Origin of the sequence: Shewanella scandinavica (assembly GCF_031932065.1) — a bacterium.
Lineage (GTDB): Bacteria > Pseudomonadota > Gammaproteobacteria > Enterobacterales > Shewanellaceae > Shewanella > Shewanella baltica.
Map to the genome: position 1 here is coordinate 1 of NZ_JAUOES010000026.1, position 18,104 is coordinate 18,104.

19 protein-coding genes and 1 pseudogene are annotated in these 18,104 nt (G+C 46.7%); 5 read left to right on the plus strand and 15 right to left on the minus strand.

Annotated elements, in window-relative coordinates; translation table 11 throughout:
- Positions 1 to 220: 220 nt before the first annotated feature.
- From hemB to rraA, 12 genes are all read right to left on the minus strand, one after another.
- Entirely contained in the window at positions 221 to 1,228 is a 1,008-nt protein-coding gene (gene hemB, locus Q4Q50_RS18255; protein WP_006087116.1) for a porphobilinogen synthase, read from the minus strand.
- 9 nt (positions 1,229 to 1,237) lie between these two features.
- Complete coding sequence (locus tag Q4Q50_RS18260) at positions 1,238 to 3,124, minus strand: sensor domain-containing diguanylate cyclase (protein ID WP_311900533.1); 1,887 nt, start codon at positions 3,122 to 3,124, stop codon at positions 1,238 to 1,240.
- Positions 3,117 to 3,920 (minus strand): TatD family hydrolase, encoded by an 804-nt coding sequence (locus Q4Q50_RS18265; protein ID WP_311900534.1) that lies wholly within the window; start codon positions 3,918 to 3,920, stop codon positions 3,117 to 3,119. Before Q4Q50_RS18265 ends, Q4Q50_RS18260 begins: the two co-directional genes overlap by 8 nt.
- The gene (locus Q4Q50_RS18270; protein ID WP_311900535.1) at positions 3,920 to 4,447 is read right to left on the minus strand and encodes a hypothetical protein; all 528 of its coding nucleotides are present in this window, start codon (positions 4,445 to 4,447) and stop codon (positions 3,920 to 3,922) included. Before Q4Q50_RS18270 ends, Q4Q50_RS18265 begins: the two co-directional genes overlap by 1 nt.
- Before the next feature lie 45 nt (positions 4,448 to 4,492).
- Positions 4,493 to 5,248, minus strand: coding sequence for a twin-arginine translocase subunit TatC (gene tatC, locus Q4Q50_RS18275; RefSeq protein WP_006083331.1), 756 nt, complete (start codon positions 5,246 to 5,248; stop codon positions 4,493 to 4,495).
- Positions 5,249 to 5,251: 3 nt separating this feature from the next.
- Positions 5,252 to 5,752, minus strand: coding sequence for a Sec-independent protein translocase protein TatB (gene tatB / locus Q4Q50_RS18280; protein WP_261273759.1), 501 nt, complete (start codon positions 5,750 to 5,752; stop codon positions 5,252 to 5,254).
- Positions 5,753 to 5,758: 6 nt separating this feature from the next.
- Positions 5,759 to 5,998, minus strand: a complete 240-nt coding sequence (gene tatA / locus Q4Q50_RS18285) for a Sec-independent protein translocase subunit TatA (protein ID WP_006083329.1) — start codon at positions 5,996 to 5,998, stop codon at positions 5,759 to 5,761.
- A 59-nt stretch (positions 5,999 to 6,057) separates the two neighbouring features.
- Positions 6,058 to 7,707 (minus strand): ubiquinone biosynthesis regulatory protein kinase UbiB, encoded by a 1,650-nt coding sequence (gene ubiB, locus Q4Q50_RS18290; RefSeq protein ID WP_261273760.1) that lies wholly within the window; start codon positions 7,705 to 7,707, stop codon positions 6,058 to 6,060.
- Positions 7,704 to 8,324 carry a ubiquinone biosynthesis accessory factor UbiJ gene (locus Q4Q50_RS18295; RefSeq protein WP_311900536.1) on the minus strand — a complete coding sequence of 207 codons (621 nt, stop codon included), beginning with the start codon at positions 8,322 to 8,324 and terminating at the stop codon, positions 7,704 to 7,706. Before Q4Q50_RS18295 ends, ubiB begins: the two co-directional genes overlap by 4 nt.
- Positions 8,324 to 9,079 (minus strand): bifunctional demethylmenaquinone methyltransferase/2-methoxy-6-polyprenyl-1,4-benzoquinol methylase UbiE, encoded by a 756-nt coding sequence (ubiE, locus tag Q4Q50_RS18300; protein WP_063884288.1) that lies wholly within the window; start codon positions 9,077 to 9,079, stop codon positions 8,324 to 8,326. The genes Q4Q50_RS18295 and ubiE overlap by 1 nt, the downstream gene beginning before the upstream one ends.
- A 245-nt stretch (positions 9,080 to 9,324) precedes the next feature.
- Positions 9,325 to 10,389 (minus strand): formimidoylglutamase, encoded by a 1,065-nt coding sequence (locus Q4Q50_RS18305; protein ID WP_063884287.1) that lies wholly within the window; start codon positions 10,387 to 10,389, stop codon positions 9,325 to 9,327.
- A 129-nt stretch (positions 10,390 to 10,518) separates the two neighbouring features.
- Positions 10,519 to 11,004: a ribonuclease E activity regulator RraA gene (gene rraA, locus Q4Q50_RS18310; RefSeq protein WP_006083324.1), complete on the minus strand. Its 486-nt coding sequence runs from the start codon at positions 11,002 to 11,004 to the stop codon at positions 10,519 to 10,521.
- 324 nt (positions 11,005 to 11,328) lie between these two features.
- Here rraA and Q4Q50_RS18315 point away from each other — a divergent pair, with 324 nt between their 5' ends.
- The 5 genes and pseudogenes from Q4Q50_RS18315 (at position 11,329) to Q4Q50_RS18335 (ending at position 15,630) form a co-directional block, all read left to right on the plus strand.
- Positions 11,329 to 11,577: a YgjV family protein gene (locus tag Q4Q50_RS18315; RefSeq protein ID WP_113940145.1), complete on the plus strand. Its 249-nt coding sequence runs from the start codon at positions 11,329 to 11,331 to the stop codon at positions 11,575 to 11,577.
- 413 nt (positions 11,578 to 11,990) lie between these two features.
- Entirely contained in the window at positions 11,991 to 12,503 is a 513-nt protein-coding gene (locus Q4Q50_RS18320) for a phosphatase PAP2 family protein (RefSeq protein WP_006087108.1), read from the plus strand.
- 75 nt (positions 12,504 to 12,578) lie between these two features.
- Positions 12,579 to 13,619: an MJ1255/VC2487 family glycosyltransferase gene (locus Q4Q50_RS18325; RefSeq protein WP_311900538.1), complete on the plus strand. Its 1,041-nt coding sequence runs from the start codon at positions 12,579 to 12,581 to the stop codon at positions 13,617 to 13,619.
- Positions 13,620 to 13,761: 142 nt separating this feature from the next.
- Positions 13,762 to 15,226 (plus strand): annotated as a pseudogene (locus Q4Q50_RS18330) (thioesterase).
- A gap of 179 nt (positions 15,227 to 15,405) precedes the next feature.
- The gene (locus Q4Q50_RS18335; protein ID WP_006087105.1) at positions 15,406 to 15,630 is read left to right on the plus strand and encodes a DUF6500 family protein; all 225 of its coding nucleotides are present in this window, start codon (positions 15,406 to 15,408) and stop codon (positions 15,628 to 15,630) included.
- A gap of 12 nt (positions 15,631 to 15,642) precedes the next feature.
- Here Q4Q50_RS18335 and Q4Q50_RS18340 read toward each other — a convergent pair whose 3' ends face one another.
- The 3 genes from Q4Q50_RS18340 to Q4Q50_RS18350 all read right to left on the minus strand — a co-directional run bounded on the left by Q4Q50_RS18340 (position 15,643) and on the right by Q4Q50_RS18350 (position 17,992).
- The gene (locus tag Q4Q50_RS18340) at positions 15,643 to 16,257 is read right to left on the minus strand and encodes a DedA family protein (RefSeq protein WP_311900539.1); all 615 of its coding nucleotides are present in this window, start codon (positions 16,255 to 16,257) and stop codon (positions 15,643 to 15,645) included.
- A gap of 209 nt (positions 16,258 to 16,466) precedes the next feature.
- On the minus strand, positions 16,467 to 17,387 hold the full coding sequence (locus tag Q4Q50_RS18345; protein WP_006083317.1) for a manganese-dependent inorganic pyrophosphatase: 921 nt from the start codon (positions 17,385 to 17,387) through the stop codon (positions 16,467 to 16,469).
- A 143-nt stretch (positions 17,388 to 17,530) separates the two neighbouring features.
- Complete coding sequence (locus tag Q4Q50_RS18350) at positions 17,531 to 17,992, minus strand: NanQ anomerase/TabA/YiaL family protein (RefSeq protein ID WP_311900540.1); 462 nt, start codon at positions 17,990 to 17,992, stop codon at positions 17,531 to 17,533.
- Positions 17,993 to 18,104: the final 112 nt, after the last annotated feature.

The following is an 18,104-nucleotide window of genomic DNA, read 5'->3' on the forward strand; positions in this document are numbered from 1 at the left end:
TCTTATTGAGATGTAACGAAGCCAGCTGAATAAGCTGGCTTTTTTGCGTCTGCAATTTGTAAAACTCAGCCTGTTCTTCATTTCATTAGTAAGTTTTGCTCCCGTTATTCTCTCCACAACACCAAATGTGCTGATTTAGTCCCCATAGCTATCAATGACCAGATACAAAAAAGCAGCCATAAGGCTGCTTTCTTCAATTGATTCACAGCTATCGCGAGGTCTAAGCTTCTTTAAGCCACTGGGCGGCACGTTTAGCGAAGTAAGTTAAGATGCCGTCTGCGCCTGCGCGTTTAAAGCAAAGTAGAGATTCCATGACGATGGCTTTTTCGGCTAACCAACCATTTTGGATGGCGGCCATGTGCATGGCGTATTCACCACTGACTTGATAGGCGAATGTTGGCACTGCAAGTTCAGTTTTAACGCGATGCACTATATCTAAATACGGCATGCCTGGCTTAACCATGACCATGTCAGCACCTTCTTGAATATCAAGTGCGACTTCATGCAGAGCTTCGTCACTGTTTGCAGGATCCATCTGGTAGCTGTGTTTATTGCCGCCTTTGAGATTGCCTGCTGAGCCTACTGCGTCACGAAACGGGCCGTAGTAGCTTGAAGAGTATTTTGCTGAGTAAGCCATGATTTGGGTGTTTACGTGGCCTGCAGCTTCTAAGGCTTGGCGAATAGCGCCTATGCGGCCATCCATCATGTCTGACGGTGCAACTATGTCTGCACCGGCTTCAGCGTGTGACAATGCTTGCTTCACTAAAATCTCGGTAGTGATGTCGTTTAGGATGTACCCAGTCTCATCTATGATGCCGTCTTGACCATGAGTGGTGAAGGGGTCCAATGCTACGTCTGTCATGATGCCAAGCTGTGGAAAGGCTTTTTTTAGCTCACGTACAGCGCGTTGCACTAAGGCATCGGCGTTATAAGCTTCTTCTGCCATTAAGGTCTTTTTCTCTGCAGGCGTCACAGGGAAGAGCGCAATTAATGGGATGCCTAACTCAACCAGTTCTTCGGCTTCTTTTAGTAGTAAATCGATTGAGTAACGTTCAATACCTGGCATAGAGGCGATCTTTTCACTGCGATTGGTGCCCTCTAGAACAAACATGGGATAAATCAAGTCATTGACCGTTAGTTGATTTTCGGCCATGAGACGACGGCTAAAATCATGTTTACGCATGCGGCGCATTCTACGCTGAGGGAAGGCACTGGTAATGATATTCACATTTGACTCCTAATTAGGTACTGGTCCTGCTTGAACTGATGAAAATAAGCTGACTTGATTACGTCCACCATTTTTCGCTTGGTAGAGGGCTTTATCCGCTTGTTCTAATAATTTGGTGCTGTGCTGATCGTTAGTGACGATATCGGCACTGACTCCGATACTGATAGTCAAAGGTATCGCTACACCTTCCCATTCGAAATTGATTGAGGCAACTGCGTCTCTTATCGTTTCAGCGACTTGGAGTGCACCATCTTCTGCTGTATTAGGCAGGATGATAGCAAACTCCTCGCCTCCATAACGTGATACGAGATCTGTTGGCCGCTTTAAATGTTGCTGTAATGTTTGGGCTATGGTTCGTAAGGCTTCATCGCCTGCAAGATGGCCGAATCTATCGTTGATCAGCTTGAAGCGATCGATATCGAGCATCAACAGGGCTATGGGTGTTTCTTGCCTGCGGCTGATCCGGCTTTCAGCGATCAAACGTTTATCGAAAGCACTGCGGTTTTTAACACCAGTTAAACTGTCGATAGTGCTTTGTTCGGTGAGCTTTTGGTTTACCTCATGTAATTCTCTGAGGGTGATTTCAAGTTCTAAGGTGCGCTCTTGCACCATTTGCTCGAGTTTCTCATTGCTCTCGGCTTCCGCTTTTAGGGCTTCTTCCCGCGCGCTGCGAATTTTCTGTGCTTGCTTCAAGGCCTCTTGCTGAATACGTAGCTTAGCTTTGCGTTCATCGTTATAGCGGATGGCTAGCACCAAAGACATAAAGATGATTTCAAATGTCAGGCCGAGCATGACAGGCGTTTGCGGTTTTAAATTGAGGTCAATCACGCTGAGATACAACAAGCTACTGATGCAAGCTCCTGTCAGCATACTCACCCAGCCAATAGTGTACATACGTGCCAGTTTATGGCCATTGATGGCCTGAGTAATAGCAAAGACCATCAGTACCAGGCTGAGCACTGCAACGGAAATGATCTCGATATAGAGCGCCGTTCCATATTGGATAAAAGGCGTGGCGAGTCCAATACATAGGATATACACAGCGCTATAGCGACAAGTCAGCAGCATGCGGCGGTTTAAATATTTGAGCTGTAATATTTTTTCAGTAAACATCAGCGCAAACGCCATAACGATTGGCAGTAAAAATGGCACCATAACTTGCTGTAATATTGGCCAATTTGGCCAGAGGAATCGAAAGGCAAAACCGTTGATGGTAGCGACGAGCAAGGTCATGCTCAGCACATAGCCGGAATAATAGCTGTAACTGAATGAGCCCGATGCAATGGCAATAAAGAGGCTAAAGATACCAATCGCGGCCAGTACGCCGAGTTGGAAACCATGTTCGACGGCGGTTGATTCAGCAATCTGGGCTAAGTCGTTAGATGACCAGAGATTCAACGATACCGCAGCGCTGCCTTCGGTCTGAATATGCAAATAAAAAGTATGGGTATCATCCATGTTGAGCTTAAAAGGATACAGGAAGATATTGCTCAAAAATGGCCGTTCGTTATAGGGAAAGGTGTCGCCCATAAGCACAGTATTAGCGAGCTTATTATTGACTAAATGGTAGATAGTCACTTTGTCTAACAAGGGGTTATCTAACGCTAAAATGCGTGAAAGTGTTTCGTCTGGGCTAGTTAAGCTGAAACTCAGCCAAAAATCATGGCCGCTGAGTTTTTGAATGTCTTTATTGGTGAAGTTATGCCAATCCGTTTTTGGCAAGGCTTGGATATCGGTAAATTCCTTCGCCGAAGTGGGGTGGCTCACCATCAACCAAGGCGTAAGGTTTAACGGTGTCGCCGTTGATTCATCAATGCTTAATAGGGTTGCGAATGAAGGTGTTGAACACATCCATAGCCACAGCAAGAGTATGAGTGACGAGTTTCGTTTAAGCATGGACTTGGTCCAAATTAAAAAAAGCTACGCTATTCTGGTAGCAACGCACTGCAAACTCATCAGCATTTTCACCGCGCAAGTTTGCAATATAACTCGCGATATAGGGGAGATATTCGGGCTTGTTCTTACTCGATTTAGGCTTAGGCCGCATGCTGCGAGGTAATAAGTACGGGCTATCGGTTTCGATTAAAATGCGGTTCTGTGGAATAAATGGTACGAGTTGCGCTAACTCTTGGCCACGTCTTTCATCGCAAACCCAGCCTGTAATGCCTAAATGCAAATCGAGGTCGATATAGGCTTCCATCTGGGCGTGAGTGCCAGTGAAACAATGCAAAAGCGCGCCACTAAGCTGTGGGCGATATTCCCGCAGGATAGCAATAAAGTCTTCGTGGGCATCGCGTTCGTGCATCAGCACGGGCATTTGCAGTTCAACGGCTAAGGAGAGTTGGGCAATAAATGCTTGGCGCTGGATGGGACGAGGAGAGAAATCACGATTGTAGTCTAAGCCACATTCGCCAACGGCAACCACTTGCGGTGCTTGGCAGAGTTCAGCTTGTTGCTTGCTTGAGTCAGATTGCCAGCCACTGGCATGGTGAGGATGTACGCCAGCAGTGCAATAAAGTTGATTGGGATATTGTTGGCAAATCGCGATGGCAGCTGCACTTTCAGTTAAATCGCTGCCAATAACAATTAACGGCGAAACCCCTTGGTCCGCCGCCGCTTGTATTATCGATGCTGTGTCTGGCTCGAGTGCGCTGCCAAGTAAATTGACAGCGATATCTATGTATGAGGGCATTAGTTTAGGCGTTTTACCCGTGCCTTGGCATTGCGCTCATCAGTGCCCATTAAGAAAGAGCCTAGGGCTGCTTTTTCAATGTAGACTTTTTCGCCTTGCTTTAAGTTGAACTTACGGCCGTCGGTTTGTTTCCATACCTGACCATTAGTGAATGTTACTTTGATAGCACCGTAGGGATCTTCAGTAATAGACTCTACTTCAAGATAAATCTTATCGACCGTATTTTCTTGAATGCGCTTAGCTTCCATCCCAAAGTCATCGACAATATTAGCGGCTGGTGCTTGGGGCGCGGTGGCCGCTGCAGCTACTGCAGTCGGGGCTGCAACGGTTGCTACAGTCGCAGGCGCGGCTTGAGTGCTCGCTAAAGCAGGCGTTACGCTTTTGACGTTTTCTGCTAGCTTGTCATAGCAAATCAAGCGGTCGAGTTTATCGGCTGTTGCTGCACATTGGGTTAACTGTTGTTCAATGCTGGCATTTGCTTGGACTGATACCAGCATCATTGCTGCTGCCATAAGAGTTAAGCGCATGAGAATGTTCCTTATTATATTATTCCCCTAACGCCATCGAGGACGTTAGTCGTTTGTTTGTTCGCTATCTTCGTCTGACTCGTCGTCACCTTGCTTACTGTAGAAACGAGCCGCTAATAAACCGCCTTCGAACAATAACAGCATTGGTACGGCAAGCATAGTCTGGGAAATCACATCGGGTGGGGTTAACAGCATGCCCACAACGAAGGCGCCTACAACGATATAAGGACGTTTTTGCTTAAGTTCTTCAGGTGTTGTCACGCCCGCCCAGCATAGTAAAACAACGGCGATAGGGATTTCAAAGGATAGACCAAAGGCAAAGAACAGCTTCAGAATGAAGTTAAGGTAACTGGTAATGTCGGTCGCAACTTGAACGCCCTCTGGGGCATTGTTAGCAAAGAAGCCAAAAACGACGGGGAAAACGATGTAATAAGCGAAGGCGATACCGAGATAAAACAATAAGGTACTGCTAAATAGCAGTGGCATAACTAAACGTTTTTCATGTTTGTATAAACCCGGTGCGACAAAGGACCAGATCTGGAACAACACATAGGGCACAGCCACAAAAAACGATAATACTAGGGTCAATTTAAAAGGAGCGAAGAAAGGGGCAGCGACATCGGTCGCAATCATGCTGCCACCAAGAGGTAAAGACTGCATTAAAGGTATTGCCATATAATGGTAGATATCATTTGCCCAGTACACGCTGCAAATGAACACTAATAACACGCTGGCAATGGATTTTAGCAGCTTGGACCTAAGTTCAAGCAAATGGCTGATAAGTGGCTGCTGTTGCGACATGAATTATCCGTTGGCTTTCGGGTTAGAACGGGTATCCGCGCCCTGAGATGGCTCACTTGGAGTAGCGGGAGATGCCGACATTGGACTCGCCTCTACAGTGGCAGTCGGATTAGCTTGGCTCGCTTGAGCTGGACTAGTTTGAACTGTGCTCGCAACTGGAGAATGTATTTGATTCTCTGACGCAGGTGTGTCTTTTACCGGATCCTGAACTTGATAAGGACGGTTTACCGACTGTGCCGCTTGCTTCAGTTGTTCAATAGACTCTTTGAGTTCAGGTGAGAGGTTAGATAAACCTTTGCTCTCGGCTTTTTTAAGATCCGCATGTAACTGCTCGATCTTCAGCTCCTGCTCAAGTTCTTCTTTTACCGAGTTAGCCATGCGTTTCATCGCACGGATCCAACTCGTTATCGAACGCACCGCAACCGGTAGACGTTCGGGGCCAAGAACCACTAGCCCCAAAACACCGATCAGCAGCAGCTCCATAAAGCCGATACCGTCAAACATAAAGAGTTACGCCTGTTCTTTGTTAGACTCAGGTTTCTTTTCAGTCGCCTGTTGAGTCGTTTGTGCTGTTTTAGCCGCTTCGGTGTCTTCTAATGCCTTTTTATCTTCTTCTGAAGACATGGCGTTTTTGAAGCCTTTCACCGCACCACCTAAATCACCGCCCAAAGAGCGTAATTTTTTAGTTCCAAATAACAAGACAACGATTAATGCAACGATAAGAAGTTGCCAAATACTAATACCACCCATGAAGGTATCCTCTTAATTGATATCGGTTCTATTATGAACCTATGATTAATTAGTGCTAGCTAAAATTTGCGATTCTTTGGCCTAGATCGCCATCCGACAAACCACAATATAATGCCTGAAATTAGACAAACATAAGGGGTCCATAGTGTAGCGTCTCTATTGATCAATAACGTGCCACAGATCAATAAAACTGCAGAAGTGATAAGCAAGTAGTTACTCTTGTGTGCCTGCTGCTGGTATTTCAAATACTTATCTAGCATTTGTTGCTGAGAACTCAGCAATTTCCTGCCTAATTTAAGGTTATCGTAAATCAGTTCAGGGAATTCTGGTAGTTTATCAGCCCAATATGGCAGTTTTGTGGATACCTTTTTAAACATAGCCTTAGGACCGACTTGGTCGGCCATCCACTGCTCTAAAAACGGTTTAGCTGTTTGCCATAAATCCAACTGCGGATACAGCTGACGACCTAAGCCTTCGATATAAAGTAAGGTCTTTTCCAGCAATACCAACTGCGGTTGTACCACGATATCGAAGTGGCGTGCAGTGCGGAATAATTCCAGTAACACATGACCAAAGGAAATCTCGTCGAGTGGCTTGTTGAACATAGGTTCACACACCACTTTAATCGCCTGTTCAAAGGCTTGTAGATCGGTTTTTTCAGATACCCAACCTGATTCAATATAGAGCTGGGCAATTCGGTGATAATCGCGATTAAAGAAGGCGAGGAAATTCTCGGCGAGATAACGTTTATCGACTTCGCTGAGTGTGCCCATGATGCCGCAATCGAGCCCTATGTAATAAGGGTTCTCTGGGTGATCGCGGGAAATAAATATATTGCCCGGATGCATGTCGGCATGGAAAAAGTTATCGCGGAACACTTGGGTGAAAAACAGCTCTACTCCGCGCTCAGCCAATAACTTAAAGTTGGTGCCTTGCGCTTTAAGGGCGGCAATATCTGAGACCGAAATTCCGTAAATGCGCTCCATCACCATTAGGCGTGGATAGCAAAACTCTTCATACACATAAGGCACATAGAGCGCATCTGAGTTGAGGAAGTTATTGCGTAACTTGACTGCGTTTAAGGCTTCGAGCTTAAGGTTTAACTCGCCTAAAATGGTCACGCGGTAGTCTTCAATCACTTCGGCAGGGCGCAGGCGGTTGCCTTCACCGAGGAGATATTCAATCAACTTGGCGGTTTGCGACATCAACTGCAGATCGGCCTGAATCTTGGTTTCTACATTCGGCCGTAGCACCTTAAGTACGACGTCTTTGCCGTTAGATTTTAAGGTCGCGGTATGCACCTGCGAAATAGAGGCTGAGGCCAGCGGGATTTCATTAAAGTCATCGAATAGGGATTCAATCGGCGCTTTTAGTTCAGCTTCAATCGCTTGGCGGGCGAGCGCACCATCAAAGGGCGGCACCTTGTCCTGTAGCATGGCTAATTCACTGGCCCATTCATCGCTGAGTAAATCGCGGCGGGTCGAGAGCATTTGCCCAAGCTTGATATAAACGGGGCCCAGTTCCTGCATCGCCAATTTTAAGCGTTCGCCACCGGGCTTATTTTTATGCTTATTGCGGATCCAGAACAGACTATTACGGGCGAGTTTAAAGTACCAAGGTGTCATCTTTGGCGGCAAGACGTCATCTAACCCGTACTGAAGCAAGGTCTTGATGACATGGTAACCACGGCGGATACTGGCAAGGGTCATGGCTTAATTTGGTCTCTTAATTGGGCAATCCGTTGTTCAATCGCGCGGGTATCGGCAACTAAATCATCCATTTGATCGCGAAAATGAAGTAATTCAATTGGGTGCGGTGCGAGGCGATACTCTTCAACTGCGAGTTGCCCTAAGTGGGAGCGCGTTTTACGCAACACTTCGAGTGCAAAACCCTTTGTCTGATGGCCTGTGCTGATGAGCTTGTGGGTGGGACCATCGCCTAAATAACGCGAAATTGGCTCGGCAAAGTCAAACTCGATACCGCGTAGATATTGGCTAAAGCTTTGTAATAAATTGAGGTCACCCTCAAGCTTGAGCTTATCTTGCTTGATAAGTTCAGTCAGGTTTGCGCCTTCGGACACGCGATAAAGCGTGGTCGCATCGGCATGCAGACTGACATCGACATCGCCTTCATAGCGGCTCAGTACTTGGATCTCTTTGGCAAACACCAAATAGAGTGGCCAGCTGAGCTGTGATAATTGGATGCGGAACACTTTGCCATGCAACTGGCGCTGGCGCGAATAGTCGTCACCCGCTTGAGCCTGAAGTTTTTTCAGGCCCGTTTCAATTGCGGCGCAGACCAGCAGCACAACTTCTTGCGGCATCATTAGAATTTATAACCACGGTGCAATGCGACAATGCCGTCGGTCATGTTGGTGTAGTCGACTTGCTCGAAGCCGGCATCTACCATCATTTGCTTTAATGTATCTTGATCTGGATGCATACGAATCGATTCGGCCAGATACTCGTAGCTGTCGGCATCTTTAGTGATGAGTTCGCCCATCTTAGGTAAGACTTTGAAGCTATATAAATCATACACTTTGCGCATGATTTCATGCTGAGGCTTAGAGAACTCAAGCACTAATAACTTGCCACCTGGCTTAAGCACGCGGTTCATCGAACGCAGCGCCGCATCTTTATCGGTCACGTTACGCAGACCAAAGGCGATGGTAATGATGTCGAAGTGGTTATCGGGAAACGGCAGTGCTTCGGCGTTGGCTTGCACATAACTGACATTGCTGACTATGCCCTTGTCGCGTAGTTTAGTGCGCCCGACTTTTAACATGGAATCGTTAATGTCAGCTAAAACCACTTCACCTTTATCGCCCACTAAGTGAGAGAATTTTGCGGTTAAGTCACCTGTGCCGCCAGCCAAATCGAGCACTTTCATGCCAGGGCGGGCGCCAGAGACTTCAATGGTGTAACGCTTCCAAAAACGGTGAATGCCGAAGGACATCACATCGTTCATTATGTCGTACTTAGCGGCAACAGAATGAAACACGCCGGCAACGAGTTCGGCCTTTTTATCGGCCTCTACGGTTTTGTAACCAAAGTGGGTACTTTTAGATTCGCCCTCAGACATCAATGTGTTCCTATTGTTTTGCAATGTATTAGTTGCGAGTGTAAGCCATCGCCTGCATTTGCTGAATCTTTGATCTATCACTCTGTGATCGAGCTAGTAAACTAACTGCAATGCCTTAGCTTGAGGCACTCCCTAGCAGTCGTAGGATTCAGTGCTTGTCGACCACGTAAAATGGACTGGCATTAGACCACAATATCAGGATTTGGTGAATAGCTTAGCGCCCAGTTGGCGGTAACTGGTGGCGCTCATTGCGCCAAAAACTGCATCCGAGCCTGCACATAAGCGTAGATAAGCTCGCTGAGGCTTTGGCCAACATCCCTAAATCCGGCTTCAATCCCTGCTTCGTGGCAACTTGGCGCAGCCTCGGCTAAATGCAAATAAGCACAAGGGCAGTGGCGGGCGACATAACTGACATAATGCGCCGCATCGAGCAGCGGCACACCCGCTGCCGTTGAGGCGCTACTCGGCATTTTAGCGATAGCGTCGACGTCGAGCTCCAGCCCTACGGGCAAACCTGTGTCATTCAGTTTGGCGGCGATCTCAAGCAAGGCTTGGCTGAGGCTGATTTCGCGGCGTACCCAAATTTGTTGCAAGCTATGCCAAGTGCCACCAAATTCGCTGAGTTGACTTAGATTAGCTTCGCTGTTTTTTAACTCGTGTAAACCCAGTACATGGTAGCAACCTAAGGCGCCGCGATCGGCCGCGTAACTAAAACCATTGCCGCTGTGACGACCTTCAAGCAGACGAAAATCCGAATGAGGATCGAGATTCACCGCCGCCACTTGGCGTTGGTAATGGCCGTAGGTCGCCATCAATAAACCATAGGCATTGTTGTGACCGCCGCCGATGAGTATGGGTTCTAAACCCGCTTTCAAAATCGCACTAACGATACGGATAACACGCTCATCGAGTTGCTCCACCGCATCGCGTAATTCATCTAAGGTGACGTTAGTGTTAGCTGTTGTATTACCCGCAGTTTGTTGCTGCAGATCGGCGGTGTTCACTTGGCCTAATACTAGGCATTCGGCACCGGAAAGAAAGCGATTAGATTGCAGATTGAGCCATTGGCGCATGCTGGTAGTGAACGCATCGGTCGCGCCGCCGCGGCCTAAGTTGGCGCGTGGGCCGATATCTTCACCGACGCCGAAAATGGCGAAGCTTGCCCCGTGGGCTTTGGCAGTGGCGAGTATGGTCTCTAACGTATGTTCGTGATTAGCCAGATGGACGCATTGGCCTAATTTAGTTTCGCCGATTCTTGGGCTGACTAATGAGGCAATATCTGTCTGGGTAAAGGGAATAAATTCAGGCATAGATTGATATTCTTATTCGGCCGGAGTCGAGCTATTGTGGCCAGTGTGGCGCGAGGATTCAATGGGGAAACGTTGAAAATAGTGAATAAAAAAGCCAGCTTAGCTGGCTTTCTTGGCTGAACAGTGAGATTACTCAATGTCGAGTGGTTCAGGTGATAAAATCACACCCGTGTTATCAGCATAAATGTGATCGCCGGGTAAGAAAGTCACACCGCCAAAATTGACCGGAATTTCCACTTCGCCCACTGAATTGCCATCAGCACCCACTGGAATAGAGGCAAGGGCTTGAATACCAATGTCCAACTCTTCCAATGCATCCACATCGCGTACAGAACCGTAAACGATAATGCCTTCCCAGTTGTTGCTAACCGCAAGTTCAGCGATAGCACCATCGATCAGCGCACGGCGTAATGAGCCACCGCCATCAACGAGTAAGACTTTACCTTGACCATCCTCTTGTAGGACTTCGGTGATTAGGCCGTTGTCTTCAAAGCACTTGATGGTGCTAATAGAACCGCCAAAAGAGCTACAACCACCGTAGTTACTGAACATGGGCTCGACTACATCTACGACATCTAAGTACATGTCACATAATTCTGAGGTGTTGTATTCCATATTTACACTCCTATTGATCCGCGTTGCGTACAGTTTAGCGAGTTTACGCCAGTATAAAAGGGATTCTTGAAAAGAAAAGTGTTATCAATCACGGTATTGTTGCCATTGGGCTGTTAACACATCTGTAGTAAATTTTCGTCGCACTTTAGAAGTTATGCGGTAAAACTTGATATTAGTCATTAAATAACGGTTTTTTATTACAACTCTGTTGCGTGCTTTGGTATTATATCCCAAGTTTAAATTAACTTACTTAACTTAATTTGCTTTAGGGGCATGGACCCCCCGTTACGCTTATGGACGGTAGAGGGCCTTCGAGAGGTGCCTATGGAAGCTGTAAATACGATTGAAATTATTGGTTATTTTGCCTCTATAATGGTGGCGATCTCTCTAATGATGAAGAATATCATTTGGTTGCGATGGTTGAATTTTGTGGGATGTACCCTGTTTGTTGTTTATGGGGTGTTTATTTCTGCTTGGCCAGTGGCTGGCATGAATGCGTTTGTTGCTTGTATTAATATTTACCATTTGACGAAAATTTACCGCGCTAAGGCGAATACTCCCGCCGCAGCCTAAGTTTATTTGATTGTGTTGCTCTTGGAATTCACGTTTAGAGCAACACAATATCCTGTCTCAGTCCTATCGCTATTCCTAAATAAATCCCTTAGCTCCAGCATAACGTCCCTAGAATCCTTCTAGATCAAAGCCCAAGCCATGCTTCTTGTCATAAAACCTTCGAGCAGATGTCACTTAGCCGTCACAGGTCTTTCTTAGTCTCAAGTTATCTAATAGTGCTTTAGCTAATTCGATTCGGATTTGACCATTAGTAAACCGTAAATTAGCCAGCAAACGGTAAATAACGAATTCAATCGTGAGTAGGGCCTTGGTGAGTCGGTTGCGTGATACCAAGCACTCTAAGCGTCGTCGAGAGAATGCACAGATTAACATCACAGTAAAACTCGCTGGCATGCCAGCAAGGAGCCTGTTTTATGTTGAGTTACGTTGCAGACTTAGATAAGCGAATGTTTTGCCATATCGTGAGTTTCACCCAACGCCATGGTTTATATGCCCATGCAAAGCGGGTATCGGCGAGTGGTGATGGGCATGTGTATTTATATTTGTCAGTGGGCTTGATGCTGACTCACGCTCAAGGGCAGGCCTTGTTCAACTTGATGTTAGCGAGTTTTTTGGTGGAGTTGCCGCTGTATTTACTGCTGAAAAATAGCATTCGCCGTACACGACCCTGCCATGCGCTTGTGGGATTTGAGAGTGGTTTTGAGCCATCTGATCGCTTCAGTTTACCGTCGGGTCATACGGCCGCAGCCTTTGTGATGGCAACGAGTGTGGCGCAAGTTTATCCCGCAGCTGCTCCTATCGCGTTTTTATGGGCTTTTAGCATAGGGGGCTCACGTATCGCACTCGGCGTGCATTATCCCTTAGATATTTTGGCGGGAGCCTCATTGGGGAGCGGAGCGGTATTACTGGTTCATCCGGTGATTTAATTCAAGCAAGCGCACGTTAATCATTTCATCTCATTAGTTGGAATTCTCCTTCACTCATCAGTTTAAGGATACGTAATGCGAATACTCTACGGAGTTCAAGGCACAGGGAATGGCCACTTAAGTCGTGCACGCGTCATGGCTAAAGCACTGATGAAACAAGATATTGAAGTGGACTTTTTATTTTCGGGGCGTAAGCCTGATCAGTTTTTCGATATGGAATGTTTTGGCGATTATCGCGTACAAGCGGGCATGACGTTTGCTACTCACTCCGGGCGCGTGAATGTGCCGCAAACAGTTCGGCAGAATTTGTCACTATCGTTATTTAAAGATATTAAAGCCTTAGATCTCAGTTGTTACGATCTCGTGCTCAACGACTTTGAACCAGTATCGGCTTGGGCGGCGCGGCGCCAAGGCGTGCCATCCATTGGTATTAGTCATCAGGCGGCGTTGACTCATCCTGTGCCAAAACTCGGTAGCACTTGGTTTAATGAAATGCTGCTCAATAACTTTGCCCCTGTGGATGTGGCGCTGGGTTGTCATTGGCACCACTTTGGTTTTCCTATCTTGCCGCCTTTTGTCGAAGTGGATGCCAGCCCATTCGAACACACGCATCAAATCTTAGTGTATTTGCCATTTGAGGATGCGGATGTGATTGCTCGTTTCCTGTCGCATTTCAGTGACTATCAGTTTTTGGTGTACCACAGCCAACAGCCTAAGGGACAAGTTGCCGAACACATTAAGTGGCACAGCTTTAATCGTGAGGGCTTTAAGCAACATCTTGCCAGCTGCGGCGGTGTGATAGGCAATGCGGGCTTTGAGCTTGCCAGCGAAGCATTAACCTTAGGTAAAAAGTTGTTAGTGAAACCACTGATTGGCCAGTTTGAGCAATTATCGAATGTGGCGGCGCTGCAACTCTTGGCGGCCGCAGACAGCATGATGAGTCTCGATGTGAATGTGGTTAAGCGCTGGCTGAAAACCGCATCACCTAATCCGATTGCCTATCCTCAGGTTGGGGATGCGCTGGTTAAATGGATTGATGGCGGCGATTGGCACGATAGTCAGCCGCTATGTAAAGAGCTGTGGAGCCAAGTTACGCTGCCTGATACCTGGCGTTAAATTAGCTCATAAGCTGTGGTGAAAAGCGATTTAGGCACTAGCTGGGTCAATGGGGTTAGCGTATAATTTCGGCACTTTTGCTGTTAGCCCCTTTCAGCACGTCTATTTTGGCCTAGCTTGGCCGTTAATTATGTTGTTATAAATGAGCCTGAAAAAGTTTACCCAGTACAAGTTACTGTTTTTAATGTTGTTGTCGCTTTGTGTCTTACTCCCTTTTATTCCAGATCAGGCTTACCACATTCCCGGCCCAGATATCGCGAAGCAAAACTTCCATGTGATTGAGTTTAACGATCAAGGCCAGCCCCATGACGAAAGGCAATGGCAAGGTCTAGAGGCGCGCATATCCCAGCCAGATTCTGCTCAAATCCCTGAACTATTGATTTTTGTCCACGGCTGGCACCACAGTGCAGAGCCTAAAGATGAAAACTTTATCGCCTTCGAGCAGTTTTATCAGCAGATGGCGGCGTCCGATACGCAGCGCAACTTATTGGGTTTGTATATTGGCTGGCGCGGCGATAAATACGATCCCTTTTGGCTCGATGGCTCAGATGATGCGAAAAGCTGGATTGAACCTTTAGATTTTCCTACCATTTTACAGCGTAAACGGGTTGCTAAACGCATAGGTCAATTAGGTTTATCCCAACTGCTTGATAAGCTCGATGGCTTAGTGACAGAGCATAAACTACTGCGTTATACCGTAATTGGTCATAGCCTTGGCGGGGCTGTTGTTTTACATGCCAGCAAAGACCGCATCAAGGCTGCTATCGATCATCAGCAGGATAATCCCAATTTATTCTTACTGTTAAACCCTGCCGTGCCCGCGAAGGAGTACCAGCCACTCGATACCTTGGTGAGCTTAGATAGGCAAAAACCAAGTATGGTGGTATTGCAGTCGAAGGGCGATTTTGCGGTGAAAGAAGCCTTCAATTACATCAAGGATGGCGAGCGCGCCGTTGGTAATTCTTGGGCGATTACCCACGATATCGACAAATGCTCAGGTGGTAATTGCACTACGCCAATGAAGATGCCGTCGGCTTTGATGGCGCACGATCAAATCCCTGGCTGTATGATGACCTTGCCCCATTCTGGTTGGAAAATTCGTGCTCGTCTACAGGCCCGTCGCAGTGTGCAAACCTGTCCCGATGCCAATATGCAGGCAGTGTGGGTGCTGGCGGTGTCAGATGAAATCGTCTCAGGACACAATGGTATTCTCACACCGGATCATGCCAAAGCCTTGTCTGAAGTGATGAGTATGATTGATTTGTATCGAAATCAATTACCTAAACATGCGGTGGAAAGTCCCGCCAACCAAGATCTCGGCACCTTAGCGCCAGAGTCAGAAGCTGCAACATCCACACAAGGTGAATCGCCAGTGCCAGAAGAGCCAGTGATAATTGTCGAGCCTTTACCTGAAGAGCAAGACTCACCGACGCCTGAAGTCAATGCACCATTGCAGGAGCCAAACGTATCACAGGAACAAGCTAAGCCCGCCGTTACTGAGGCCGCCCGAGCCAATTAAAGCGCCAGAACTAGAATCAAAACTAGAGGCCAATCCAAATGACGGCGCAGAGCCTCAACCTAAGGTTGAGACTGAAGGTATAAAGTGATCGGTAGCGCTGAGAAGCATGTCGAATTCAGCTAGTGATGTTATTTACTATTCAGAGCCCACAGGACACTTTCTTGAAACCAAAATTGGCTGAGTTTAGGAAGCAATAGGCATATACATCTAGTGTTATATGTCATTGGAAATAAATAATAAGCTGGTCAATAAACTTTATGAGTCAATATGAGAGCTGAGTTAAGAGCAAAAATCATCACGGTTTGTCATAAAAAAATTGAGACTAAAGGCGATAATGTCGGTGTCTCATTTTACGCCTTCTTTGCGAACAAGAATGATAATCCAGAGTTGCTTATGGAAGCGGCGACTTGGTGGATTCAAACTCATCGCTTAGATCATTTTGTTAAGGCTCATAAGGTGATAGAAATAATCCAAAAGGAATCGGAAGAATAGATCCTAAATCGCTTACTGCGGATTTTTGGTTTGCCACTTGCGCCAAGTAAAAGTGATTAGCGCGGCGAGTATTAGGCTGACAATGGCCCATGTGGGGTATTTGTGCTGGTGGTAAAATGCCAGCATAGGAGCAATTTCATCGCGGATTAACACTGGGCCTAACCCAAAAAGTGCCACCCAAATGCTGGTGGCTAGGGCATTACCTATTACAAATTGCTTTAGCGGCATTTTAGCCAAGCCACAGCCGATAAACATAAATTGTTTTAATCCCTCAACAAAACGACTCAGCACTAAAGCGGCAATGCCATATTGGCCAATAACGCCATGGATTTTGTCTTCCAATTGCGGTTTTATCCAGCCCTTCTTAAGCAACACATCACCAAAGCGCCAACCGATAAAATATCCCAAGCTGTTACCGCAGAGTGCAGCGCAAGCTGCGACGATCAACACCAATGGCAGTGACATTTGCCCTGTAGCAGCTAATAAACTGGCGACAATCAATAAGGATTGCCCCGGCGCTGGAATGCCAAAACCCTCGACAGCAATCGCGATAAATAGCAGCACATAGCCGTATTGCTGCAGCCAAGGGGTGAGTTCGGTGATGATATGTTGTAGCGCTTCTGGCATGGATGAAAGTGATCAAATCAGTGGGGCGATTGGCCCATCATACTCGCCAACTTCTCTGGCTGGATAGATTTATGAGCAAAGTTTCATGCCGGTTTTAGTTAGCGGCGGTGAATAAGTGTAACGCAGGGGTTATTAGCTTTTACCTGAAATATAAAAAAGGCCGAACTCAGTTCGGCCTTAATGTCAGTACTGTCGCGACGATAAAACGACTATGCGAATGCCGCTTGTAGCTGTGGAACGACTTGTTTTTTACGGCTTAATACGCCGTCTAACCAGACTTTGCCATCGACGGTATCTTTACCGTAGGCGCGTTGGGTCAGGTCGCTATCATCAGACACGATTAACAGCTCTGAGCCTTCTTTCATGATGTCAGTCAGCAGTAACAATACGCTGTGGCGATTGCCTTCCACTTTCAGTGCTTTGATATCGGCTTCTAACTCGGCCTTGATATCGTCAAATACTGACAGGTCGATGACTTCTAACTGGCCGATACCGACTAAGTTACCGTTCATGTTGAAGTCTTTAAAGTCACGCATAACGAGGTCGCGTGCTGGCGTGCCTTGTACGGCTGATTTCACTTTGAACATTTCCATGCCCAGTTCTTTGAAATCTTCAACACCGGCGATTTCAGCTAAGGCTTCAACGCAACGAATGTCGGCAGTGGTGCAAGTCGGTGATTTGAAAATCACGGTATCACTCAGAATGGCGCACATCATGATGCCAGCGATATTTTTAGGGATAGCGACTTGGTAAAAGTCGAACATCATCTTGATCACTGTGTTGCTGCAACCTACTGGGCGGATCCAGCATTCTAACGGGGTATCTGTGGTCAGATCGCCAAGCTTGTGGTGATCGACAATCCCGACGATCGTCGCTTGGGCGATATCATCCGGTGCTTGAGTCAGTTCTGAATGGTCAACGATATACACTTGCTCGCCAGCGTAGCTGGTTTTGTATTCCGGTGCTTCGAAGCCGAAACGTTCCAGAATAAAAGCGGTTTCGGGTGACAATTCACCTAAACGTGCGGCAATGGCTTCTTCACCGATTTGGTTTTTTAAATAGGCTAACGCGATAGCACCGCAGATTGAATCAGAATCGGGGATCTTGTGACCGACAACGTAAATAGGCATTTCAGGGACTCTCCTTTAAATTTGTGACAATTTTAGCAATATTTGGCTCGGATCGGAAATAGCCAAAGCGCATATCACTGCACGCTTAAGACGCTATAACGCTAAAAATCCTGAGCTGAGGTTCGGCAAAGATTGCTTAAGGGTTAGATCTTTACTTTTATCACGACTTTACGCACTGCTGTGGCGATATTGCCAGTGCCTGGCATATGCATGTCACCGGGGAAAAATAGCGCAAACATACCCGCTTTGAGTTGCACATAAGAGGCATTGGCTTTGTTTGTCTCGTAATCAAACTCGGCGTAATCGTGTTTGTCAAAATAGGGTTTTGAGGGTGTTTGGCCCGCTAAAGGCAAATAACCAAACTCTTCTTCACCACTGAAAACATATTGCACATCGATATATTTTTTATGCACTTCAAAGGGTTCAGTCGATTTATGCTTAGTGTGGTAGTCGTTGACTATCACAAAAATGTTGTCGCCATCGAGGGGATAATTGCCCACGGGCAGCTGACTAAAGTCTGTGGTGGCAAGATGTTCTAATGCTGTGGCAAGCCGAGGGCTTAGGGATTGATAAATATGGCGGTTTGCTAAGGTATCGACGATCATCGGTTACTCGACATGGCGGATGTGAATGAGTGAATTGTAAAGATTATAATCAGATAGTCGCCGTTAGGACATAAGCTTTAGACATAAAAAAACAGGCCATTGCATGGCCTGT

Coding starts and splice junctions, on each gene's coding strand:
- Q4Q50_RS18260 (WP_311900533.1), bottom strand. CDS start 3,124: ATGCTTAAACGAAACTCGTCACTCATACTCTTGCTGTGGCTATGGATG.
- Q4Q50_RS18265 (WP_311900534.1), bottom strand. CDS start 3,920: ATGCCCTCATACATAGATATCGCTGTCAATTTACTTGGCAGCGCACTC.
- Q4Q50_RS18270 (WP_311900535.1), bottom strand. CDS start 4,447: ATGCGCTTAACTCTTATGGCAGCAGCAATGATGCTGGTATCAGTCCAA.
- tatC (WP_006083331.1), bottom strand. CDS start 5,248: ATGTCGCAACAGCAGCCACTTATCAGCCATTTGCTTGAACTTAGGTCC.
- tatB (WP_261273759.1), bottom strand. CDS start 5,752: ATGTTTGACGGTATCGGCTTTATGGAGCTGCTGCTGATCGGTGTTTTG.
- tatA (WP_006083329.1), bottom strand. CDS start 5,998: ATGGGTGGTATTAGTATTTGGCAACTTCTTATCGTTGCATTAATCGTT.
- ubiB (WP_261273760.1), bottom strand. CDS start 7,707: ATGACCCTTGCCAGTATCCGCCGTGGTTACCATGTCATCAAGACCTTG.
- Q4Q50_RS18295 (WP_311900536.1), bottom strand. CDS start 8,324: ATGATGCCGCAAGAAGTTGTGCTGCTGGTCTGCGCCGCAATTGAAACG.
- ubiE (WP_063884288.1), bottom strand. CDS start 9,079: ATGTCTGAGGGCGAATCTAAAAGTACCCACTTTGGTTACAAAACCGTA.
- Q4Q50_RS18305 (WP_063884287.1), bottom strand. CDS start 10,389: ATGCCTGAATTTATTCCCTTTACCCAGACAGATATTGCCTCATTAGTC.
- rraA (WP_006083324.1), bottom strand. CDS start 11,004: ATGGAATACAACACCTCAGAATTATGTGACATGTACTTAGATGTCGTA.
- Q4Q50_RS18315 (WP_113940145.1), top strand. CDS start 11,329: ATGGAAGCTGTAAATACGATTGAAATTATTGGTTATTTTGCCTCTATA.
- Q4Q50_RS18320 (WP_006087108.1), top strand. CDS start 11,991: ATGTTGAGTTACGTTGCAGACTTAGATAAGCGAATGTTTTGCCATATC.
- Q4Q50_RS18325 (WP_311900538.1), top strand. CDS start 12,579: ATGCGAATACTCTACGGAGTTCAAGGCACAGGGAATGGCCACTTAAGT.
- Q4Q50_RS18335 (WP_006087105.1), top strand. CDS start 15,406: ATGAGAGCTGAGTTAAGAGCAAAAATCATCACGGTTTGTCATAAAAAA.
- Q4Q50_RS18340 (WP_311900539.1), bottom strand. CDS start 16,257: ATGCCAGAAGCGCTACAACATATCATCACCGAACTCACCCCTTGGCTG.
- Q4Q50_RS18345 (WP_006083317.1), bottom strand. CDS start 17,387: ATGCCTATTTACGTTGTCGGTCACAAGATCCCCGATTCTGATTCAATC.
- Q4Q50_RS18350 (WP_311900540.1), bottom strand. CDS start 17,992: ATGATCGTCGATACCTTAGCAAACCGCCATATTTATCAATCCCTAAGC.